This is a genomic window from Herbaspirillum sp. SJZ107, assembly GCF_006715485.1.
GTDB lineage: Bacteria > Pseudomonadota > Gammaproteobacteria > Burkholderiales > Burkholderiaceae_D > Telluria.
This window is the reverse complement of record NZ_VFNH01000005.1, coordinates 63,197-86,431: the sequence shown is the minus strand read 5'-3', so window position 1 is coordinate 86,431 and position 23,235 is coordinate 63,197. Positions and strand designations below refer to the sequence as shown.

Annotated in this window: 17 protein-coding genes; 10 read left to right on the top strand and 7 right to left on the bottom strand. The window is 65.9% G+C overall.

Annotation, left to right across the window (positions count from 1 at the left end; all coding sequences use genetic code 11):
* Positions 1-2 precede the first annotated feature (2 nt).
* The 3 genes from FBX97_RS26100 to FBX97_RS26095 all read right to left on the bottom strand — a co-directional run bounded on the left by FBX97_RS26100 (position 3) and on the right by FBX97_RS26095 (position 2,914).
* Positions 3-2,372: a prolyl oligopeptidase family serine peptidase gene (locus FBX97_RS26100; RefSeq protein ID WP_185748761.1), complete on the bottom strand. Its 2,370-nt coding sequence runs from the start codon at positions 2,370-2,372 to the stop codon at positions 3-5.
* Between the two features lie 172 nt (positions 2,373-2,544).
* Complete coding sequence (locus FBX97_RS29750; protein ID WP_185748760.1) at positions 2,545-2,685, bottom strand: hypothetical protein; 141 nt, start codon at positions 2,683-2,685, stop codon at positions 2,545-2,547.
* Positions 2,686-2,719: 34 nt separating this feature from the next.
* Complete coding sequence (locus FBX97_RS26095) at positions 2,720-2,914, bottom strand: hypothetical protein (RefSeq protein WP_141838277.1); 195 nt, start codon at positions 2,912-2,914, stop codon at positions 2,720-2,722.
* Positions 2,915-3,134: 220 nt separating this feature from the next.
* On the opposite strand from FBX97_RS26095, the gene FBX97_RS26090 reads away from it, so the two are divergent.
* The 7 genes from FBX97_RS26090 (at position 3,135) to FBX97_RS26060 (ending at position 13,407) form a co-directional block, all read left to right on the top strand.
* A complete protein-coding gene (locus FBX97_RS26090; RefSeq protein ID WP_141838275.1) occupies positions 3,135-3,767 on the top strand; it encodes an ANTAR domain-containing response regulator in 633 nt (210 codons plus the stop codon).
* Between the two features lie 18 nt (positions 3,768-3,785).
* Complete coding sequence (locus tag FBX97_RS26085; protein ID WP_141838273.1) at positions 3,786-4,961, top strand: CmpA/NrtA family ABC transporter substrate-binding protein; 1,176 nt, start codon at positions 3,786-3,788, stop codon at positions 4,959-4,961.
* 286 nt (positions 4,962-5,247) lie between these two features.
* A complete protein-coding gene (locus FBX97_RS26080) occupies positions 5,248-6,543 on the top strand; it encodes an MFS transporter (RefSeq protein ID WP_141838271.1) in 1,296 nt (431 codons plus the stop codon).
* A 23-nt stretch (positions 6,544-6,566) separates the two neighbouring features.
* Positions 6,567-9,104 carry a nitrite reductase large subunit NirB gene (gene nirB, locus FBX97_RS26075; protein WP_141838269.1) on the top strand — a complete coding sequence of 846 codons (2,538 nt, stop codon included), beginning with the start codon at positions 6,567-6,569 and terminating at the stop codon, positions 9,102-9,104.
* A 21-nt stretch (positions 9,105-9,125) separates the two neighbouring features.
* Positions 9,126-9,479 carry a nitrite reductase small subunit NirD gene (gene nirD, locus FBX97_RS26070; protein ID WP_141838267.1) on the top strand — a complete coding sequence of 118 codons (354 nt, stop codon included), beginning with the start codon at positions 9,126-9,128 and terminating at the stop codon, positions 9,477-9,479.
* Positions 9,476-10,687: an NAD(P)/FAD-dependent oxidoreductase gene (locus tag FBX97_RS26065; protein WP_221631882.1), complete on the top strand. Its 1,212-nt coding sequence runs from the start codon at positions 9,476-9,478 to the stop codon at positions 10,685-10,687. Before nirD ends, FBX97_RS26065 begins: the two co-directional genes overlap by 4 nt.
* Positions 10,688-10,701: 14 nt before the next feature.
* The gene (locus FBX97_RS26060; RefSeq protein WP_141838263.1) at positions 10,702-13,407 is read left to right on the top strand and encodes a nitrate reductase; all 2,706 of its coding nucleotides are present in this window, start codon (positions 10,702-10,704) and stop codon (positions 13,405-13,407) included.
* Between the two features lie 50 nt (positions 13,408-13,457).
* Here FBX97_RS26060 and FBX97_RS26055 read toward each other — a convergent pair whose 3' ends face one another.
* Complete coding sequence (locus FBX97_RS26055) at positions 13,458-13,877, bottom strand: GFA family protein (protein WP_141838261.1); 420 nt, start codon at positions 13,875-13,877, stop codon at positions 13,458-13,460.
* Positions 13,878-13,974: 97 nt separating this feature from the next.
* The gene (locus tag FBX97_RS26050; protein WP_185748759.1) at positions 13,975-14,904 is read right to left on the bottom strand and encodes an AraC family transcriptional regulator; all 930 of its coding nucleotides are present in this window, start codon (positions 14,902-14,904) and stop codon (positions 13,975-13,977) included.
* A gap of 96 nt (positions 14,905-15,000) precedes the next feature.
* On the opposite strand from FBX97_RS26050, the gene FBX97_RS26045 reads away from it, so the two are divergent.
* Complete coding sequence (locus tag FBX97_RS26045; protein WP_141838259.1) at positions 15,001-15,744, top strand: SDR family oxidoreductase; 744 nt, start codon at positions 15,001-15,003, stop codon at positions 15,742-15,744.
* Here the strand turns inward: FBX97_RS26045 and FBX97_RS26040 are convergent.
* Entirely contained in the window at positions 15,736-16,698 is a 963-nt protein-coding gene (locus FBX97_RS26040) for a LysR family transcriptional regulator (RefSeq protein ID WP_141838257.1), read from the bottom strand. The genes FBX97_RS26045 and FBX97_RS26040 overlap by 9 nt on opposite strands.
* A gap of 99 nt (positions 16,699-16,797) precedes the next feature.
* On the opposite strand from FBX97_RS26040, the gene FBX97_RS26035 reads away from it, so the two are divergent.
* Positions 16,798-18,024, top strand: coding sequence for an MFS transporter (locus tag FBX97_RS26035; RefSeq protein WP_141838254.1), 1,227 nt, complete (start codon positions 16,798-16,800; stop codon positions 18,022-18,024).
* Positions 18,025-18,794: 770 nt separating this feature from the next.
* Here FBX97_RS26035 and FBX97_RS26030 read toward each other — a convergent pair.
* Positions 18,795-19,751, bottom strand: a complete 957-nt coding sequence (locus FBX97_RS26030; protein ID WP_304599201.1) for a TerC family protein — start codon at positions 19,749-19,751, stop codon at positions 18,795-18,797.
* A 403-nt stretch (positions 19,752-20,154) separates the two neighbouring features.
* Between FBX97_RS26030 and FBX97_RS26025 the strand changes: the two genes are divergently transcribed.
* Positions 20,155-23,211: a TonB-dependent receptor gene (locus FBX97_RS26025; RefSeq protein ID WP_255517647.1), complete on the top strand. Its 3,057-nt coding sequence runs from the start codon at positions 20,155-20,157 to the stop codon at positions 23,209-23,211.
* Positions 23,212-23,235 lie beyond the last annotated feature (24 nt).

The following is a 23,235-nucleotide window of genomic DNA, read 5'->3' as shown; positions in this document are numbered from 1 at the left end:
GCTTACGGCTTCAGCGTCCGCTCGAACAGCTGGTAGATCCTGCGGTATTCGTCGTACCAGCTTTCCGGCTGCACGAACGAATGCCGCTCCAGCGGATACGGCGCCAGCTCCCAGTGATCCTTTTTCAGTTCGATCAGGCGCTGCGCCATCCGCACCGAATCCTGGAACAGCACGTTGTCGTCGACCATGCCGTGCGCGATCAAAAGGTTGCCCTTCAGGTTCTGCGCATACTCGATCGGCGACGACACTTTATAGGCTTCCGGATCGAGGTCCGGCGTGTTCAGGATGTTGGCGGTGTAGTCGTGGTTGTAGCTGGTCCAGTCGGACACCGGACGCAGGGCGGCGCCGGATTTGAAGACGTCCGGGGCGCGCAGCATGGCCATGAAGGTCATGAAGCCGCCATAGCTGCCGCCGTAGATGCCGACGTTGTTCGGGTCGCCCTGCTGGTTGGCGACCATCCAGTTGACGCCGTCCAGGTAGTCGTCGAGTTCCGGGTGGCCCATCTGGCGGTAGATCGCGTTGCGCCACTTGGCGCCGTAGCCTTTCGAGGCGCGGTAGTCCATGTCGAGCACCACGTAACCCTTCTGCACCAGCAGGTTGTTGAACATCTGCTCGCGGAAGTAGACCGAATAGCGGTGCGACACGTTCTGCAGGTAGCCGGCGCCGTGCACGAACATCACGACCGGGTAGGTCTTGCCCGGCTCGAGCCGGGCCGGGCGGTACAGCTTGGCCCAGACCGGGTCGGCGCCGTGGGTCGACGGCACCGCCACGAATTGCGGCTGGATCCATTCGCGCGCCTTGAAGCCGGTGCTGCGGGTGTCGGTCAGCTTGACGGCCGTGCCGCCGCCGGCCGGCAGGGTGGCGATCTGCGGCGGCAGGTAGGGTGCGGAGTAGTGCACCAGCAGCTGGCGCTGGTCGGGCGAGAGGCGGAAGTCTTCGACGCCGCCGTCCAGGTGGCTGACTTCGCGCGTGCTGCCGTCGCGCGCCGTGACCGCGCACACTTCATACGCGACCGGCGTCGCGCGGTTGCACATCATCCAGGCGGTCTGGCCATCGGCCGACCAGGCCACGTCCGACGCTTCCCATTTGCCCTGCGTGAGCGCGCGCACGCGGCCGCCGGCGTCGCGCGTGTACAGGTGGGAATAGCCGCTTTCTTCGGACAGGTACCACAGCGTGCTGCTGTCCGGCAGCCAGCCGAATTCGTTGTTGTCGTAGTTGACCCAGGCGTCGTCGGTCAGGCGATGCACCGGCTGCAGGACGGCGCGCGGCAGGTCGACGGTGGCGATCCAGCGGTCCTTGTTGTCGACCGCGCGCAGCATCACGGCGAGCTTGGCGCCGTTCGGGCTCCACACCACGGCGTCGCCGCTGAAGCCGATCGTCACCGGGCGCTTGCCTTTCAAAGGATCGAGCTTCTGGGCGGCGCGCAGCGCGGCCAGCGGGTCGGTCGCGATGCCGGGCAGGACGTCCAGCGACAGGTCCTTGACCTCGCGCGTGGCCAGGTCGACCAGTTTCAGGCCCTGGCCGCGCGGGCTGTTGCGGCCGACGCGGGTGCGCTCGTCCGCGAATTCCTCGTAGCCGCTTTCGGTCACGTACTTCGGCATCTTGCCGACCCGGCCTTTATCCGCGTCTTTCGGCCCGGTTACCACCAGCAGCCAGCGCCCATCCGGCGACAGGTGGCTGTTCAGGATCGACAGCTTGTCGCCCAGGTAGATCGGGGCCGGGGCGCGGGTCGGATCGGCGCGGCGCTCTTCCTCGGCGCGGGCGCGGGCGGCGTCGCGCTCGTCCTTCTGGCGTTTCAGGGTGGCGATCAGGCGCAGCTGCATGTCGCGCAGCGCGTCAGGGTCCTGTACGTGCGGATCCTTGGCCGCGCGCACCGAGGCCAGCGGCACCTGCAGGCGTTCGGCGCGGTCCCAGCCGAACCAGTCGTCGCCGATGCGGAACTGGATGCTGCGCTCGTCCTTGGCGTACTGCACGGCGTCGATCTGGGTGCCGTTGGCGCGCCGGATCTGGACCAGTGCGCCGCTCTTCAGGTCGCGCTCGAACAGATCGCCGTTGCGCAGCATGATCGCGTGCGTGCGCTTCTGGTCGTAGATGACGGTTGCGCTGTCCAGCTTGCCCAGCTCGGCGTCGTCCACCTTGCGGTTGCGGCCGGCCTTGCCGGCGTCGGCGGTCCAGGTGTCGCGCAGCTGGGCGCCATCGCGCTTCTGTTTATAGAAGACCTGTTTGCCGTCCCAGCGCCACCAGGCGGTTTCGACGGCGGGGCCGATCCAGTCCGGGTTGGCCATGGCCTGGTCGAGGGTGATGGGCGTGGAGGCTGCGGCCGGCAGGGCCAGCAAGGCAGCAAGTACAGTGACAGCAGGGAGTTGCTTCATGAGTCGGCAGTGAAGAAAGAACAAGAATGCTTTCTTGGGCAGAAATTGCAAAAATGCATTCTAGCCTAGCCGATTCGGATACTGGGCAAATTCAAGTCCCAGAAACGACGACGCCCGGACAATTCCGGGCGGGGGAGAATTCAATGCATGGCTGCGCAGGCAGCCGCGGGACTTACGAGTTGTGCAGGTGCGGGTACTCGGCGGTCCACAGTTCCGACGGGGTGGTCGGCGACGGGTTGCGGATGAACATGGCGATGCGGGTGGCGATGGCCAGGGCGGAGATGGAAACGGTGACGATTTCGATGATGGTCATGGTATATATCCTCGGTGTATAGGGTAGGGCGGTCTTATTTCGAAACGATGTTGCGCTTTACGGCTTTGCGGGCAAAGGCGCCGCTGGCCGGGTGAGCGACATCGTGGGCGAACCAGCCGCCGTGGGCGGTGTACAGTTCGATCGCGAAGCCGCGGATGGTGCCGAGGATATCGGCGAATTGGTGGCGCAGACCTTTGCTCTGCGCCTGGGTGATGGTTGCGGTGTTCATTGCATTCTCCGTGGATTTCCTGTGTTGTTGCGGTGCAGTATAGGGAAGATCTCGTTATAAATGAACTTTTAGTTTGTGATGTTCCCCATACATTCCGTGAATATTTTCTTGAATGCAATTATTGCTTGTTCTTAGCTGAGACATGCTGGCAGTGAATATCTGCTGAGTTCGCCTCAACCTGCGCCATCCATCTGGCCCGGAACTTGCATATCTCAATGGCATGAAACCGCCATCCCAGCGCACCCTGCGTATCGTCGTCGTCAATACCATGCCGGACCGCGGCGCGGTCAGCCAGGCAGCCGACGCCCAGGCGCATCGCAACACCGCGCTGCGCATCGGCCTGCTCGAGTCCGGCTACGACATCGTCGCCTCGCTGCCGGCCGATATCTTCCTGCCCGAGCGGATCGCCCAGATCCAGCCGGACATGATCATCATCGACAGCGAATCCGACGCCCGCGACGTGCTCGAGCACATCGTGATCGCCACCCGCGACGAGCCGCGCCCGATCGTCCTGTTCACCGACGACCAGACGCCGACCAGCGTCGATGCGGCGCTGGCCGCGGGCGTGTCCGCGTATATCGTCGACGGCCTGCATGCCGAGCGGGTGAAGCCGGTGCTGGACGTGGCGCTGGCGCGTTTCAGGCGCGAGCAGAAGCTGCTCGACGAACTCTCCGACACCCGCCGCCAGCTGGCCGAGCGCAAGCTGATCGAGCGCGCCAAGGGCGTGCTGATGGCAAAGAACCGGCTGACCGAGGAGCAGGCCTACCAGCGGCTGCGCACCATGGCGATGAACAAGAAGCTGAAGCTGGCCGAGATCGCGCAGCGGGTGCTGGATGTCGAAGATCTTCTCTAATATATATAAGGACGTTTCATGACAGCCGCATTCGTAGCCGGATCCGACCGACCGGAAAAGACCGTCATCAAGGTCGGCTTCATGCCACTGACCGATTGCGCGTCGCTGGTGATGGCATCGGTGCTCGGGCTCGACGAGAAATACGGCATCCGGCTGGTGCTGAGCCGCGAGCACTCCTGGTCCGGCATGCGCGACCGCCTCGTCAAGGGCGAACTGGACGCCGCCCACGTGCTGTATGGCCTGGTGTACGGCGTCGAGATGGGTATCGGCTGCGCCGCCACGCCGATGGCGGTGCTGATGAATTTGTCGCGCAACGGCCAGGCGATCACGCTGTCCAAGGCACTGGCACAGCAGGGCGTGACGAGCCTGGAAGCGCTGGCCACCCTGGTGCGCAAGGGCAACCGGCGCTTCACCTTCGCCCATACCTTCCCGACCGGGAACCACGCGATGTTCCTGTCCTACTGGCTGGCTGCCGGCGGCATCGACCCGCTGCGCGATGTCCAGCTGGTAACGGTGCCGCCGGCGCAGATGGCATCCAACCTGGCGGCCGGGCACATGGACGGCTTCTGTGCCGGCGAGCCATGGAGCGGCGCCGCCGTGCGCGACGGCAGCGGCTTCACGGTCTGCACCAGCCAGGACGTCTGGCCCGATCATCCGGGCAAGGCGCTCGGTACCAGCGCCGCCTTTGCCGACGCCAATCCGCACGCCTGCCGCTCGCTGATCGCGGCGGTGCTGGAAGCGGGGCGCTGGATCGACGAATCCGACGAGCACCGCTTCGCCGCGGCCGAAGTCCTGTCCAGCCCTGCCTACGTCGGCGCCAGCCTGCGCGACATCGCCGCACGCCTGCAGGGCGAGTACGACAATGGCCTGGGGCGCCACTGGAGCGACCCCGATCCGCTGCAATTCCACGCCGGCGGCGAAGCCAATTTCCCCTACCTGTCGGACGGCATGTGGTTCCTGACCCAGCACCGGCGCTGGGGCCTGCTGCGCGAGGACCCGGATTACCAGGCCGTCGCCGGCCGCGTCAACCGGGTCGGCCTGTACCGCGAAGCCGCGCTGCTGGCCGGCGTGCCGGCATCCTCCAACTTGCTGCGCAGCGCGGTGCTGATGGACGGCAAGGTCTGGAACGGCCGCGATCCGCGTAACTACGCTGCCTCCTTCGCCATTCACAAACGAACAACTGTCAATACTTGATGGTGCGCTTTGAGCTGACGCAAGCGCCCCATGTTGGGGCATTGTGCACCGCAGCGAAGCGCATCCGGGGTGCACCATCCCGGGCGCCAGAGTGAAGGACCATCTGGCACGCCTCTTGCAAACATTCCGGTAAAGGATCAACGGCGATCCCATACAAGCCGGTCCAACGAAGGACCGGCACACAGGACAACGGCGTCCGCTGCACCCGAAAAACATGACTCATGTTCGTCGGCTACGCAGCGGGCGCCTTTTTGTTTTTGAACGGAACCCAAGCGAGGAACCTGACATGGCCGGCAAAGCAAACAGCATCAAGCTTTTTTCCTTCAACACACCACAGATGCGCGCATTCCACATGAGCTGGGTCGCGTTCTTCATCTGCTTCTTCGCCTGGTTCGCCTGCGCGCCGCTCATGCCCGTCATCAAGGGCGAGTTCCACTTGTCGGTCGGCCAGATTGCCGACATCAACATCGCCGCCGTCGCCATCACGATCCTGGTGCGCCTGCTGGTCGGCCCGCTGTGCGACCGCTTCGGTCCGCGCAAGACCTACACCGGCCTGCTGGCGCTGGGTGCGATTCCGGTGCTGGGCGTGGCGGCGGCGCAGAGCTACGAAAGCTTCCTGCTGTTCCGCCTCGGGATCGGCGCGGTCGGCGCCAGCTTCGTGATCACCCAGTACCACACCTCGGTGATGTTCAGCCCGCGGGTGGTCGGTACCGCCAACGCGGCGTCGGCCGGCTGGGGCAACAGCGGCGGCGGCGTGGCGCAAGCCCTGATGCCGCTGCTGATGGGCGCCGTGATCATGGCCGGCGTCAGCGAAACCATGGGCTGGCGCGTGGCACTGGTGGTGCCCGGCATCGCGATGCTGGTGACCGCCGTCGCCTACTGGAAGCTGACCCAGGATTGCCCGGAAGGTAACTTCAAGGAACTGCGCGCCGCCGGCGTGCCGTTCGAATCGAACAACAAGGGCGGCTGGAGCAGCTTCGTGCAAGCCTGCGGCAACTACCGGGCCTGGCTGCTGTTCGTGACCTACGGCGCCTGCTTCGGCATCGAACTGTTCATCCACAACACCGCCGCCGTCTATTACGTCGACCACTTCGGCCTGTCCCTGAAGGCGGCCGGCATGGCAGCCGGCAGCTTCGGCCTGCTGGCGCTGTTCGCCCGTGCCCTCGGCGGCTGGCTGTCGGACAAGGCCGCCGCCCGCGGCGACCTGAACAGCCGCGTCAACCTGCTGTTCATCCTGATGATCGGCGAGGGCCTGGGCCTGCTGTGGTTCTCGCACACCACCAGCGTCGCGCTGGCGATCACCGCCATGCTCGCCTTCGGCCTGTGCACCCACATGGCTTGCGGCGCCACCTATGCGCTGGTGCCCTTCGTGAGCCGCAAGGCGCTGGGCGGCGTGGCCGGCATCGTCGGCGCCGGCGGCAACGTCGGTGCGGTGCTGGCCGGCTTCCTGATGAAAGGCACCGGCGACGTGCGCCAGACCCTGTTCATCCTGGGCGGCGCGGTGCTGGTGTCGGCCGTGTGCGCAATCGGCGTGCGCTTCAAGTCCGCCGCGCTGGACAACGCAGCAGCGGCTGCAGCCTGAACTCTTTGGTAAGGAATCGCATCATGAAACTCATCGTCATCGGCCACGGCATGGTCGGCCACAAGTTCCTGGAAACCCTGCTGGGAGGCGAGGCGTCCCAGTTCGACGTCACCGTCCTGTGCGAAGAACCGCGCCCGGCCTACGACCGCGTGCACCTGTCCGAATTCTTTGCCGGTAAATCGGCCGACGACCTGTCGCTGGTGGCGCCGGGCTTCTTCGAGAACCGCGCCAACGTCACCCTGAAGCTGAACGCCAAGGCGGCGGCGGTGGACCGCGCCGCGCGTACCGTCACCCTGGCCGACGGCGAAGTCCTCGCCTACGACAAGCTGGTGTTCGCCACCGGTTCCTATCCCTTCGTGCCGCCGGTCCCGGGCAAGGAGAGGAAGGACTGCTTCGTCTACCGCACCATCGAAGACCTGGAAGCGATGCTCGAATGCGGATCGCGCGCCAAGTCCGGCGTGGTGATCGGCGGCGGCCTGCTCGGCCTGGAATGCGCCAAGGCCCTGCGCGACATGAACCTGGCCACCAACGTGGTCGAATTCGCGCCGCGCCTGATGGCGGTGCAGGTCGACGACCTGGGCGGGCGCATGCTGCGTAACAAGATCGAAGAACTGGGCGTGACCGTGCATACGCACAAGAGCACCCTGCGTATCGTCGACGGCGAAAGCGCCACCCACCGCATGGAGTTTGCCGACGGCAGCTTCCTGGAAACCGACATGATCGTGTTCTCGGCCGGCATCCGCCCGCGCGACGAACTGGCGCGCGCCTGCGGCCTGGAACTCGGCCCGCGCGGCGGCATCGCCATCGACGACGCCTGCGTCACGTCGGATGCCGACATCTACGCGATCGGCGAGTGCGCGGCCTGGAACGGCCAGACCTTCGGCCTGGTCGCCCCGGGCTACGACATGGCGCGCACGGTGGCCAAGGCGCTGCTGGGCCAGGCGGGTACCTTCGGCGGCGCCGACATGAGCACCAAGCTGAAACTGATGGGCGTGGACGTGGCCTCGATCGGCGACGCCCACGGCACCACGCCGGGCAGCCGCAGCTTCCAGTACACCGACGAGCGCCGCCAGGTCTACAAGAAGATCGTGGTGTCGGATTGCGGCAAGCGCCTGCTGGGCGCGGTGCTGATCGGCGACGCCAGCGAATACGGCAGCCTGCTGCAGACGGTCCTGAACAGCATCGCCCTGCCGGAAGCGCCGGAATTCCTGATCCTGCCGCAGGCGCAAGGCGGCGCGCGCCCGGCGATCGGCGTCGACGCGCTGCCGGCCAGCGCGCAGGTGTGCTCGTGCAACGACGTCAGCAAGGGCGCGGTCTGCGACGCGGTCAAGGCGGGCGCCTGCGACATCGGCGCCATCAAGGCCTGCACCAGCGCCGGCACCTCGTGCGGCGGCTGCGTGCCGCTGGTCACGCAGATCATGAAGGCCGAGATGCAAAAGCAGGGCATGGCCGTCAACAACCACGTGTGCGAACACTTCGCCTACTCGCGCCAGGAACTGCTCCACCTGATCCGCGTCGGCGGCATCAAGACCTTCGGCGAGCTGCTGCACAAGCACGGCAAGGGCCTGGGCTGCGACATCTGCAAGCCGGTCGCCGCCAGCATCCTGGCCTCGACCTGGAACGACTTCGTGCTGAAGCCCGAGCACGCCAGCCTGCAGGATTCGAACGACTACTTCCTCGGCAACATCCAGAAGGACGGCACCTACTCGGTGGTGCCGCGCATGACGGGCGGCGAAGTGACCCCCGACGGCCTGATCGCGGTGGGCCAGGTCGCGAAAAAATACGGCCTGTACACCAAGATCACCGGCGGCCAGCGGGTCGACCTGTTCGGCGCCCGCGTCGACCAGCTGCCGGCGATCTGGGAAGAGCTGATCGCGGCCGGCTTCGAGTCCGGCCACGCCTACGGCAAGTCGCTGCGCACGGTGAAGTCCTGCGTCGGTTCGACCTGGTGCCGCTACGGCGTGGGCGACAGCGTCGCCTTCGCGATCGCGCTGGAAAACCGCTACAAAGGCTTGCGCGCGCCGCACAAGATCAAGTTCGGCGTCTCGGGCTGCACCCGCGAATGCGCCGAAGCGCAGGGCAAGGACGTCGGCCTGATCGCCACGGACAAAGGCTGGAACCTGTACGTGTGCGGCAACAGCGGCATGAAGCCGCGCCACGCCGAGCTGCTGGCGTCCGACCTCGACCAGGAGACCGTGGTCAAGCTGGTCGACCGCTTCCTGATGTTCTACGTGCGTACCGCCGACCGCCTGCAGCGCACCAGCACCTGGCGCATGAACCTGGAAGGCGGCCTGGATTACCTGAAGAGCGTGGTGCTGGACGACAAGCTGGGCATCGCGGCCGAGCTGGAAGCCGAGATGCAGAACGTCGTCGACACCTACCGCGACGAGTGGAAGAACGCGATCGAGGACCCGGCGGTGCGCGAGCGCTTCCGCACCTTCGTGAACAGCGACGCCGTCGACGACAACGTGGTCTTCATGCCCGAGCGCGGCCAGATCCGTCCGGCCACTCCCGAAGAACGCAAGCAGCGCGTCATCCCGATTGCCGTCCGCAGCGCCTGACCATATTAAGGAGCCCCCATCATGCACCATGATCTGCAAGCACATCAACAGCAGTGGAACGCCATCTGCCCCCTCGACCGCATCGTGCCCGACACCGGCGTGTGCGCGCTGCTGAACGGGCGCCAGGTGGCCGTGTTCCGCGTCGGGAACGAGGCGCCGAGCCTGTTCGCGATCGACAACTACGACCCGAATTCGCAAGCCGCGGTGCTGTCGCGCGGCCTGGTCGGCAGCATCGGCGAGCGCATCGTGGTCGCTTCGCCCATCTATAAACAGCACTTCGACCTGCGCACCGGCGAATGCCTGGAAGCGCCGCACAACTCGGTGGCCAGCTACCCGGTGCGGGTCGAAGACGGCAAGGTGTGGGTCGGGCTATGAACGCGCGCCCCGGCCTGGTCGTGATCGGCAACGGCATGGCCGGCATGCGCACGGTCGAGGAATTGCTGAAGCTCGACCCGGCCATGTACCGCATCACCGTGTTCGGCGCCGAGCCGCACGGTAACTACAACCGGATACTGCTGTCGCCGGTGCTGGCCGGCGACAAGACCGTCGACGACATCATGCTGCATACGCGCGACTGGTACGCGGCCAACGACGTCACGCTGCACGCGGGCGACCCGGTGGTGCGCATCGACCGCAAGCGGCGCGTCGTGCATGCGCAGTCGGGCCTGGCCGTGCCGTACGACCGCCTGCTGATCGCGACCGGCTCGAAGCCTTTCATCGTGCCGGTGCCGGGCCATGCGCTGCCGGGCGTGATCGGCTTCCGCGACATCCAGGACGTCGATACGATGCTGGCGGCGGCGCAGCGCGGCGGCAAGGCCGTCGTGATCGGCGGCGGCCTGCTCGGGCTGGAAGCGGCCAACGGCCTGCTGCGCCAGGGCATGGAGGTCAGCGTGGTCCACGTGACCGGCAGCCTGATGAACCAGCAGCTCGATCCGCCCGCGGCCGACCTGCTGCGCGCGGCGCTCGAACGCAAAGGGCTGCGCATCCTGCTGAATCGCCAGACCGCCGAGATCTTTGGCGACGGCCGGGTCCAGGGCGTACGTTTCGCCGACGGCGAGGACATCGCTGCCGACCTGGTGGTGATGGCCGCCGGCGTGCGCCCGAACGTCGAGCTGGCGAAGAGCGCCGGCCTGCACGTCGAACGCGCCATCGTGGTCGACGATACCCTGCAGACCTACGATCCGCGCGTGTACGCGGTGGGCGAATGCGTGCAGCACCGCCGCGCCACCTTCGGCCTGGTGGCGCCGATCTGGGACCAGGCGCGCGTCTGTGCGGCCCACCTGGCAGGCAGCGGCCACCGCCGCTACGTGCAGCAGGCCACCGCCACCAAGCTGAAGGTGACCGGGGTCGACCTGTATTCGGCCGGCGACATCGTCGGGCTGGAAGGCAGCGAAGACCTGGTGCTGCGCGACCGCCGCGGCGGCGTCTACAAGCGCCTCGTGGTGACCGGCAACCGGCTCACCGGCGTGGTGCTCTACGGGGACGTCGCCGACGGTCCCTGGTATTTCGATCTGATCCAGAAGCGGACGAACATTGCATCGTTCCGCGACCAGTTGTTGTTTGGGCAGGCGCACGCTGCCTGACGAAGGAGTTGTCCATGAAGCTGTCCGCCATTCCGACCACCGTCAACACCACCTGTCCGTATTGCGGCGTAGGCTGCGGCGTCAAGGCGCAGGTCGGCCAGGACGGCACCCTCGCCATCGCCGGCGACGAGGCGCATCCGGCCAGCCAGGGGCGCCTGTGCGTGAAAGGCGCGGCGCTGGGCGAGACCGTCAGCCTGCAGGGCCGCCTGCTGGCGCCGATGCTGCGTGAACAGGACGGCGCGCTGCGCGAAGCATCCTGGGACGAAGCGCTCGGCCGCGTCGCCGACGGCTTCGCCCGCATCGTCGCCGAGCACGGGCCGGACGCCGTGGCGCTGTACGTCTCGGGCCAGTTGCTGACCGAGGATTACTACGTCGCCAACAAGTTCATGAAGGGCTTCATCGGCAGCGCCAACATCGACACCAATTCGCGCCTGTGCATGTCGGCCGCGGTGGCCGGCCACAAGCGCGCCTTCGGCGAAGACCTGGTGCCGGGCTGCTACGAAGACTTCGAGCTGGCCGACCTGGTCGTGCTGGTCGGCTCCAACGCGGCCTGGTGCCACCCGACCCTGTACCAGCGCATCGTGCGCGCCAAGGAAGCGCGGCCCGGCATGAAGATCGTCGTGATCGACCCGCGCCGCACCGCTACCTGCGACATCGCCGACCTGCACCTGCCGGTCAAGCCGGGCACCGACGTCTGGCTGTTCAACGGCCTGCTGGCTTACCTGGCGCAGCAAAAGCTGATCGATACCGCCTTCGTGAACGCGCACACCGCCGGCCTGGCCGACGCGCTGGACGCGGCCGGGCAGGGCGGCAACCTGCTGGAAGTGGCCAAGACCTGCCGCATCGATCCGCAGCAGCTGCTCGCCTTTTACGAACTGTTCGGCCGCACCGAGAAAACCGTCACCGCGTTCACCATGGGCGTCAACCAGTCGACCAGCGGCGCCGACAAGGTCAACAGCATCATCAACTGCCATCTGGCCACGGGCCGCATCGGCCGGCCCGGCATGGGACCGTTCTCGCTGACCGGCCAGCCGAACGCGATGGGCGGACGCGAAGTGGGCGGCCTGGCCAACATGCTGGCCGCGCACATGGAACTGGACGACCCCGGCCAGCGCGCGCTGCTGCAGGATTTCTGGCAGTCGCCGCGCATGGCCGACAAGCCGGGCCTGAAGGCGGTCGACCTGTTCCGCGCGATCGAGGATGGCAAGATCAAGGCGGTGTGGATCATGGCGACCAATCCGCTGGTGAGCCTGCCCGATGCCGACCAGGCGCGCCGCGCGCTGGCCAAGTGCGAGCTGGTGGTGGCATCCGATATCGTGGGCGGCACCGATACCAACGGCGCGGCCCACGTGCTGCTGCCGGCGCTGGGCTGGGGCGAGAAGGACGGCACGGTCACCAATTCCGAGCGCTGCATCTCGCGCCAGCGCAGCTTCCTGACGGTGCCAGGCGCGGCCCGGCCCGACTGGCAGATCATTTCCGCGGTGGCGCAGCGCATGGGTTTTTCGGGCTTCGACTACGACGGACCGCACGCGATCTTCGACGAACATGCGCGCCTGAGCGCTCATCAGAACGACGTCGGCGGCCAGCGCCGCCGCGCCTTCGACATCGGGGGCCTGGCCGGCATGAGCCGCGCAGCCTACGATGCCCTGGCGCCGGTGCAGTGGCCGGTGCCGGCCGCCGGCGCATCCACCACGCGCCTGTTCGGCGACAAGCGCTTCGCCCATGCGGATGGGCGCGCGCGCTTCGTGGCCACCGTCCCGCGCGCACCGGCGCATGCGCCCGACGCCGAGTACCCGATGGTGCTGAACACCGGCCGCGTGCGCGACCAATGGCACACCATGACGCGCACCGGCCGCTCGCCCAGGCTGGCCGGCCACATCCCGGAACCCTTCATCGACATGCACCCGCAGGATGCGTTGCTGTGGGGCGTCAAGGCGGGCGAACTGGCGCGCGTCACCAGCAACTGGGGTGCGGTGGTGGCGCGCGTGCAGCACGGCGGCGGCATCGCGCGCGGCAGCGTGTTCATGCCGATCCACTGGAGCGGCCAGACCGCGTCCGACGCGCGCGTCGGCACGGTGGTCAATCCGGCGGTCGATCCGGTCTCGGGGGAGCCCGAATTCAAGCACACGCCGGTGCGCATCGAACCGTTCGGCGTGAACTGGTACGGCTTCATCCTCAGCCGCGTGGAACTGCCGCTGCTGGAGACGGCGCACTGGACCCGCATCCAGGGCGCGGACTTCATCCGCTACGAACTGGCCGGACGCACGCCGGTGCGCGATGCCACGGCCTGGGGCCGCGCGCTGCTCGGCGTCGATGCGCAGGACGAGGATGCCGACTGGATCGAGGTCGAAGACCGCAGCGGCGGCATGTACCGCGCCGTGCACCTGGTCGACGAGCGCATCCAGTCCTGCCTGTTCGTCTCGACGCGCCAGGACCTGCCGGCACGCGCCTGGCTGGCCGAGATGTTTGGCAAGCCGAAGCTGGCGCCGCTGGAGCGCCTCAATTTGCTGTCCGGCCGCGCGAAAGAGCAGGGCGCGGACCCGGGGCCGATCGTGTGCTCGTGCTTCGGCGTGGGACGCAAGACCATCGAGATCGCGATCCGCAAGGACGGCCTGACGGAGGCGTCGCAGGTGACGGCCTGCGTCAAGGCGGGCGGCAATTGCGGCTCGTGCGTGCCGGAGATCCGGGCGCTGCTGGCCGAAGCCAGGGTGCCTGCATAATCGTCGTCCCGCTTTATCAATCCGTCGTCCCCGCCTTCGCGAGGACGACGTTACGGGACGGCCACCCCGGCGGCGGCAGGGCCGGGATCTTCGCGGTCATGCGGATAGTGATGCGCCAACGGAAACGGCGGCAGCCAGGCTTCGCGGCGGACGGTCCAGTTTTCATAGGTCGGCATGAACTGGTCGGGCGCATCGAGGGAACCCAGGTGGACTTCGATTTCACCTTCGCTGCGGCCGAAGACGGGGGAGCCGCAGCGCGGGCAGAAAAAGCGGTTGGCATAGGCGCGGGTAGCGCCGCTGACCGTCACCGCCTCCTCGGGGAAGATCGCCGCTGCATAGAACAGCGCGCCGTGATGCTTGCGGCAATCCAGGCAGTGACACAGGCCGACGCGGTTGGGGCGTCCCGTGGCCGTGATGCGGACGTCGCCGCACAGGCAGCCGCCGCGCACTTGCTGGCTAGATTTTTCCATGGTCGTCTCCTCGGATTGGGTGATCGGCTGAGATGAGCGGAATAGTAGCGACGATCGAGCGGGTGCGGCGCGCCACCGCCCGGGTCTCGAACGGAAATCAAGCCGCCACCGCATCCCCTGCACGCGCATAGCGCGCCGGCGGCACCCCGACATGGCGCGCAAAGGCCACGCTGAAGGTGCTGGCCGAACTGTAGCCGACGCGCGCCGCCACCTCGGCGATGCCGCCGGCGCCGCGCCGCAGCAGGTCCTTGGCCAGTGCCATGCGCCAGGCCAGCAGGTATTCCATCGGCGCCGTACCCATGGCGCGGCTGAAGCGCTCGAAGAAGCTCGAGCGCGACAGCGCCGCTTCCCTGGCCAGGTCGGCCACCGTCCAGTTGCGCGCTGGTGCTTCGTGCATGCGCCGCAATGCGGCCGCCAGGCGGGCGTCGGCCAGGCCGCGCAGCAGTCCCGGCGCATCCTCGGCATCCTTGCCGGCCCCGGTGGCGGCGCCGGCGCGCAAGGCTTCGATGAACAGCACTTCCAGCAGGCGCGCTAGGACGACGTCGCGCGCCGGCCGCTGCGCACGCGACTCGTCGCGCACCAGCTGAACCAGCGTCGCCAGCCGCGGTTCGCCGCGCACGTGCAGCAGTTGCGGCAGCAGCGACACCAGCAGCGCGGCATCGGGCGAACCGAATTCGCAATGGCCGACGACGAAGCGCACATCCGGCGCGGCCTCGCGGTCGCCGAGCCGGAATGCGCCCGGCGCCGTCGCGAACGGTGGTACGTCGCTGTCGTCCGGCGCCGGCGGTTCCAGGCTGGTGGTGGCGAAATCCCGGGCTGCCGGCACCAGCACGAAGTCGCCCGCGGCCAGCGTGACCGGTGCCTGGCCATCGACCAGCAGGCGGCAGGCGCCGTCCAGCATGGCGCAGTAGAAGGGCTGGCCGAGGTCCGAACGGCGCACGCGCCACTGGCCGGCACCTTCGACGATCTTCGAGTGCGGCGTGCTGGGCTGGAGCAGGGTCACCATCTCGGCAAGCGGATCGATCATGTTCGGACTCCTGAAAAAGAATATCGGACTATCGATTGTAGCAAGTCCGGCCAGGCGGCGGTATCTTCCTGTTTCCACTGATGACAAGGAGTTCCTATGCAAACCGTCCTGATCACCGGCTGCTCGTCCGGCTTCGGCCTCGAGACCGCCCGCCTGTTCCTCGAACGCGGCTGGAAGGTCGTCGCCACCATGCGCACGCCGCGCGACGGCATCCTGGCGCCGTCCGAGCAGCTGCGCATCCTGCCGCTCGACGTGACCGATGCCGCCAGCATCCGCAATGCCGTGCAGGCCGCGGGGCCGATCGACGTGCTGGTGAATAACGCCGGCTTCGGCGCCATGAGCGTGTTCGAAGCGCTGTCGATGGACAGCGCGCGCGATCTGTTCGAAACCAACACCCTCGGCACGATGGCCGTGACCCAGGCCGTGCTGCCGCAGTTCCGCGAGCGCGGGCAGGGCGTGATCGTGAACGTGACCTCGATCGTCACGGCGCGCCCGTTCCCGCTGATTTCCGCGTACGCCGCCAGCAAGGCGGCGGTCGACATGTTCAGCGCCTCGCTGGCGCTGGAACTCGAACCGTTCGGCGTGCGCGTAAAACTGGTGCAGCCGGGGCGCTCGCCGACGACAAGCTTCGGCGCGAATGCGAAGGCGCGCACGCTGGGCGGCATCCCGGACGCCTATGCGGGCTTCGCCCGGCAGGTGTTCGCCGGCATGGGCGCCGATGCGCCGGTGACCCATGCGCCGGACGTGGCGGCAGCGGTATGGCGCGCGGCCACCGATCCATCGTGCCCGCTGCGGCTTCCTGCGGGGGCCGACGCGGTGGCGCTGGCCGGTTCAGCTTGAGGCGGGCGGCGTGATCCCGAACGCCTGCGGCACCGCCACCCGCATGATGTCGATGAAGCGGCGCAGGCGCGCCGGATAGAAGCGCGCCGGCGGATAGATCAGGTGGATCGGCAGCGGCGCGGCCTGCCACTCGGGCGCCAGCTGCACCAGGTGGCCGCTCTCCAGTTCCTCGCGCAGCGCCCAGGTCGAGGCGACCGCCGCGCCGACGCCCAGCAGCGCCGCATTGCGCAGCGCATACAGGTTGTCGGTGTAGAGGCGCGGCTGGATGCGCATGCGTACGGTCTCGCCACTGCCGGCGTGGGCCAGTTCGACCTCGTCGCGGTAAAAATTGCTGGCCGCAATCCAGGGCAGGCGCGCCAGGTCGTCCGGGTGCGTGGGCATCGTGGCAGGCCCGCCTGCGCCGTGGAGCAGGGCAGGGGCGCCGACCACGATGCGCGGCACCGCGCCCAGCGGGATCGCCACCACCGAGGTGTCGGTCAGGGCGCCGACCTGGATCGCGCAGTCGATGCCTTCGGCGATGAAGTCGGGCGTGCGGTCGTGCAGGGTCCAGTCGACCGTCATCTTCGGATAGCGCGCCAAATACTCTGCCAGCGGCGCCACCAGCTGCTGCTGGCCGAAGGCGTGCGGCGCGATCACGCGCAGGGTGCCCACCGGTTCGTCGCCGGCGCCGCGGATCTCGCTTTCGAACTCCTGCCAGCCGAGGATCAGGGCCTTGGCGCGTTCGTAGCAGCGGATGCCGTCGTCGGTCAGCGTCATTGCATGCGTGGAACGCTGCAGCAGGCGCACCCCGAGCGATTTTTCCAGCGTCTTCAGGCGCCGGCTGATGGTGGGTTGCGTGGTCTCCAGCAGGCGCGCGGCGGCAGAGAGGCTGCCGGCATCGACGATGCGGACAAAGGTTTCCACGAGCATCATACGGTCGGCAGTGGAAATGCCGGGTGTTTGTTCGATATTCATACGTGCATCGTATAACAGTTCGACGCGTGCGGCTGCTACCGTCATACTTGCCATCTTTGCATAATGCACTCCATCGCAGTTCCACTTCCGGAGCGCACCATGAGCACGACATCCATGACCAAGAACATTACCCAGGCCGCGCCCGAGCAGGCAACGCTGTCGACTTCGCTGACTTTCCTGCTGGCCGCCGGCACCGGCCTCACCGTCGCCGCACTTTATTACAGCCAGCCGACGCTGGGCGTGCTGGCCGGCGACCTGCATGCGACGGCGCGCAACGTCGGCTGGATTCCGACCCTGACCCAGCTCGGGTACGCCATCGGCCTGCTGGTGCTGGCACCGCTGGGCGACCGCTACGACCGCCGCAACATCATCGTCATCAAGGCGCTGATCCTGAGCGCGGCGCTGCTGCTGACCGGCTTCGCGCCGACGCTGGGCGTGCTGCTGGCGGCCAGCCTGGCGGTCGGCCTGTTCGCCACCGTGGCCCAGGACATCGTGCCGGCCGCCGCGACGCTGGCGCCGGCCGCGCACCGCGGCAAGGCGGTCGGCACCGTGATGACCGGCCTGTTGATGGGTATCCTGCTGTCGCGCGTGGTGAGCGGCTTCGTTGCCGAGCACTTCGGCTGGCGCACGGTGTTCATGGCGGCGGCGGTGAGCGTGCTGCTGCTGGCGGGCGTGATGGCCAAGGGCTTGCCGCACTTCGCGCCGACCACCACGCAATCCTACCCGGCGCTGCTGCAATCGCTGGCCACCCTGTGGCGCGCGCACCGCAAGCTGCGCCTGGCCGCACTGGCCCAGGGACTGCTGGCGCTCGGCTTCTCGGCGTTCTGGTCGACGCTGGCCGTGATGCTGCACGACGCCCCGTTCCACCTGGGTTCGGCCGTCGCCGGCTCCTTTGGCCTGGCCGGCGCCGTCGGCGCGCTGGCGGCACCGTTCGCCGGCCGCCTGGCCGACCGCCGCGGCGCCGAGTGGGTGACACGCATCGCCGCCACCATCACGGTGGTCTCGTTCGGCGCGATGCTTTTCATGCCGCTGCTGTCGACCGGGGCGCAGCTGGCGCTGCTGGCGCTGGCCACGGTCGGCTTCGACCTGGGCGTGCAGGCCAGCCTGATTTCGCACCAGAGCATCATCTACGGGATCGCGCCGGAAGCGCGCAGCCGTTTGAATGCGCTGTTGATGACCAGCGTGTTCGTCGGCATGGCAGCCGGTGGTTTCCTCGGGGCGCAGGCGCTGGCCGGGTGGGGCTGGATGGGTGTGGTGGGCGTGGCGATGGTGGCGAGCGGTGGGGCGCTGCTGGTGCGGATCCGGGCTGCTGCGGCCAGGGATTGATTGCGCGGGTGCCTGCAGCTGGCATCCCCGCATATGACGCAAGCATGTACGAAAGTAACGTACGAATCACGGCTACTGTACGAAACTAGACCAAGCGCAGCGGATTGCAGACTTATTGCAGCGTCCGCTTTCGCCATCAAGTGGGCACTTTTTCTACCGTAGTACCGTTCTGTGCCGATACCAGAAAAAGTAGAAAACCAGACTTCCAACAAATCCGTGAAAGCCAAGTCCAACGGCAGTTTCGACGTAAGCGAGCCATGCTCCCGCCGCTGGACTTCCATTTTCATAATGCCTGAGCATGTGTCCGTGCCATAGCGCAGTCCCTGTGTAACCAGCTATATGCTGGGGGTAGGCTATCAAAAGATAAGGCAACATCCCGATGAAGATGCCGCAGCAACTCAAACTTGGCAAAGTTAACTTACCTGCTGCGTTAAGTGCATTAAAACATGGTAGTCCGAGCAGTACCACGATCAAACTCGACATGATCAGTACGGCTAGCAGGTAAAAAATGAAAACATCAGGCGAAGGGAATGCCCCGCGCCAAAATGGAAAAAAAGTGGCCAGTCCAACCAGGGGCTGTAATGAGATAGCAGTAAGTGCGGCCAAAGCGAGATACCTGGTCTTCATATAACGATGCAAATTAATGACTGCTCTTGGCCGGACGATAGCGGACTCTCAGAATGGGGCAGTGTACGGGATTGTTGCTCTCCCAGGAAGTAACGGGTTTGTCAGGAACATCAAGGCGTCAATACAAAGCTTCCAGGTGTAATTCAGGGGCGGGTCGGCTTCGACGTCATGAGGCTAGCCACCACCGACACCGACAGAATCAAGCCCACCACCCCCAGCGCAATCCCGGTCGGAATCTTGTAGATATCGAGCAGCAGCATCTTGATACCGATAAACACCAGGATCCCGGCCAATCCATACTTCAGCAAATGGAAGCGCTGCGCCATATCAGCCAGCAGGAAGTACATCGCCCGCAGCCCAAGAATGGCAAAGATGTTCGAGGTGAACACGATGAACGGATCACCGGTCACCGCAAAGATCGCCGGAATCGAATCGACCGCGAAGATGACGTCGGTGATCTCCACCAGCACCAGCACCACGAACATCGGCGTGGCGTAGCGCAGGCCCTGCCGCACCACGAAAAACCGGTCCTGGTGATACTCGTCGGTGATACGGATGTGCTTGCGCATCCAGCGCAGTATCTTGTTGTCGGCAAGGTTCGGTTCGTCGTCGGCCGCACGCACCATGTGCACGCCGGTGTACAGCAAAAAGGCGCCGAACACGTACAAGATCCAGTGGAACTGGGCCAGCAGCAGGGCGCCGACGTAGATCAGGAGCGCGCGCAGCACGATCGCGCCCAGCACGCCGTACAGCAGCACGCGCTTCTGGTAGGCGGCGGGCACGGCGAAGAAGTTGAAGAGCGTGATCCAGACGAACACGTTGTCGACCGCCAGCGATTTCTCGATCAGGTAGCCCGTCAGGTATTCCAGCGCCCGCGTGCGCGCCACCTCTTCGCCGACGATACCCCGCAGGTACCACCAGAACCAGGCGCCGAAGGCCAGCGCGATCGACACCCAGATCAGCGACCAGACAGCCGCCTCGCGTGTGCTGACGCGGTGTTCGCCTTCCTGCTTGAGAATGAAGAAATCGACTGCCAGCAAAATGGCAACCAACACGGAAAAGGCGATGTACAGGGTTGGCGTGCCAATCGAGTCGATCATCATTCACTCCGGGTAGAGGTGGCTGCCGCAGTGTAGAACAGGCCGGCAAAAGGGCGGCGCGCGCGATCCTGCAGGAAATGTCAAGCATGTTACCGCTCACCTAATTGATGTGGCGGTTTTGCATCATTTTCGTTTACTAAACTTAGCTAAACTGCATCGCGCATTTGAAAGTTTATTGAATGCTTGTAATTTCCTTTGTATAACTTCTCCTTGTTGGAAAGCGAGGTTATACGGATCGGTCAGGGACTTGATCGTTTAGTAAATCCTCCAAAAACTCCCGCTATAAAAACTATCCCATCTTGGGTACGACCCGGAGACTTACATGACGTTGAGAGCCCATCTCGCTTCGCGGCAGCTGCGCTGCCCTGTAAAACCCATTGCCATCGCCGTGGGTGTCGCACTGATGTCCATTTCGAGCGCACAGGCGCAGACCGCCGATGCGCAGGCAGCCGACGCGCCGGTCGTTGCAACGCCGGCCGCCGGCCAGCCTGCCGTCGCTGGCCAGAAGGTGGTCGTGACCGGCTACCGCTACTCGATCGAAAAGAGCCTCGACCAGAAGCGCGATGCCAACTCGATCGTCGAGGTGATCACCGCCGAAGACATCGGTAAATTCCCTGATAAAAACGTCGCCGACGCGCTGCAGCGCGTGCCGGGCGTGATCATTACCCGCGACGGCGGCGAAGGCAGGAACGTCAGCGTGCGCGGCCTGTCGTCGGAACTGACCCTGACTCAGCTGAACGGCAACTACATCGCCACCGCCGAATCGAACGGCGATCCGACCCGTTCCTTCAACTACGCTTTGATGCCGTCGAACATGCTGGGCAGCGCCGAGCTGTTCAAGACAGCGGAAGCGCGCATCGACGAAGGCGGCATCGGCGGCACCGTGATCCTGCATACCCGCCGTCCGCTGGACATGCCATCGGGCAGCGGTTTCGTCAACGCCGAAGGCACCTGGGCCGATACGACCAAGAAGGGCGACGGCCAGTTCTCCGGCCAGTACGCCTGGCATGACAAGAGCAACCGCTTCGGCGTGCTGGTCGGCCTGACCCAGCAGAACCGCACCACGCGCACCATGAGCAGCAATGCCGGTGGCTGGCAGTGGTATGGCGACGACTACGACGCCCATCCGGCAACCGACGTCAACGGCAAGCCTTCGGGCATGAACTCGTACTGGTGGGGCCAGTCGGGCTTCAACGACCAGAACGGCGGGCACTACACCAACTTCATGATGCCGACCACGGTCAGCGCCGCTGTCGAAGAAGAAGAGCGCAAGCGCAAGGGCGGCCAGCTGACCCTGCAATTCAAGCCGGTGCGCAACCTGAACCTGGTGGCCAACTACTTCCGCTTCGACCTGTCGCAGAATTCCCAGACCAACTCGCTGGTGGTGCCGGAATGGAGCCTGGCGCGCTACAACGGCGACGGCAACTGGCCGGGCGGCCGTGCGCTCGACGGTCTGACCTTCGACAAGAGCGGCACCATCGTCACCGGCGCCGACTACAGCCTGCATCCGGGCAAGACTTATTATTGCAGCGAAGCGGCGGCCGCGGCTGGTGGCCAGAAGCCGGGCGGCTGGGGTCCGGATGACTGCACCATGCCGACCCCATGGCTGAACGGCAACTACACCAAGCAAAAATCCTTGTCGCAGACCTTCGACTTCGCGGTCGAGTGGAAAGGCAAGTCGGTCGACGCCAGCTTCCAGGCCGGCCGTACCTGGGCCAGTGGCGGTCCGTCGCTGCAATTCTCCATGCCGATCAAGCCGCGCGTCCAGAATGCGGACGGCAGCTGGACCAACGGCAACAACATGTCCTCGTGGAACCTGACCGGCACGCCGTCGATCACCTTCTCGCCGGACGTGCTGGCCAACCTGCAAAAGGGCATCGGCGAGATCGACCTCGGCTCGACCGGTTCGTCGTGGACCAAGAACAGCAACAAGCAGAACTACGGCCAGGCCGACTTTACCTGGCACACTGACTACAAGTTCATCGACTCGCTGCAGTTCGGCGCCAAGTACCGCGACGGCGGCATCAGCCGCAGCACCGGCAACAACTACTGGACCTGCCCGGGCACCGACGGCAGCTACGACAACCGCTTCCAGAACGGCTGCGATCCGTCCGCCAACAAGATGGATCCGTCGTACCTGTATTCGGGCTCGCTGGGTAACCTGGGCGGCGCGTTCACTACCACTGCTTTCCCGGCGATTAACTATCCGGCGTACATCAATTACCTGACCAACAAGTACGGGGCCATGAAGACCCGTGACGAAGACAACTTCGTCTACAACGTCAAGGAAAAGATCTCGTCGTTCTACCTGCAGGCCAACTACAAGACCGAGCGCATGCGCGGCAACCTGGGCCTGCGCGTGGTGAAGACCAAGCAGCACGCCGACTCGACGGACCAGGTCGATTACTACAACGACTACTTCTACAACGTCAACGGCGCCCCGGCACCGTGCCAGGCAGGTGGCGTCGCCGCAGTGGGCGCACCGGCCGGTTCGGGTTGCATCAGCGGCTTCACCGTGCTGCCGGACAGCCAGACCAACCCGGCCAGCGGTCACATCTCGACCTTCGTGGTCAGCCAGCTGGACCGCAGCTACACCGACGTGCTGCCGAGCTTTAACCTGGCCTTCGACGTCACCGACACCGTGCTGTTCCGTGCCGCCGCGTCGAAAGCGATTTCGCGTCCGAGCTACGGCGACATCGCATCGCCGGGCAGCCTGCGCTACTTCAGCCCGGAATACGTGGCTGACCGCCGCCTGATCGGTGGCGGCGACCAGCAGGGCTGGTACGGCTCGGGCAGCAACAAGAGCCTGGAGCCGTACAAGGCGACCATGTTCGACCTGGGCCTGGAGTGGTACTTCCAGCGCGGCTCGGTGGTCGGCCTGGGCCTGTTCCGCAAGAACGTCGAGAACTTCTCGGTGCCGGTGGTGCGTGACCTCAACCTGAACGTCGGCGGCGAGACCGTCACCGTGCAGAACTACTCGACCAGCGCCGGCGGCCGCGATGCGGTGTCGCAGGGCGCCGAGTTCTACGTGCAGCACTCGCTGAAGAACGGCCTCGGCTTCCAGTTCAACTACACGTACAACAAGACCAACCAGGCAGCGATCACGCTGGAAGACGGTACCGAGATCGGCAAGTCGCCGCTGATCGGCAGCGCCCGCAACCAGGCCAACCTGACGGTGTTCTACGAAACCGACAAGTTCCTGGCGCGCGCTTCGTACAACCGCCGCGGCGAAATCGTGAACGGCCTGGTCAACGGCTTGAACGTGTACCAGGAGCCGTACACCCAGATCGACCTGAACGCGGCCTACAACTTCACCAAAGAGCTGAGCCTGACTGCTTCGGTGCTGAACCTGACCAAGCAGGAAACCCGTTCGCACCTGGGTAACGACACCAAGGACCGCTTCTACTCCGGCGGCTACGCCGGCCGCGTGGCGTACGTGGGCCTGAACTACAAGTTCTAAGCCCGCGGACAGTGTCATCGACGG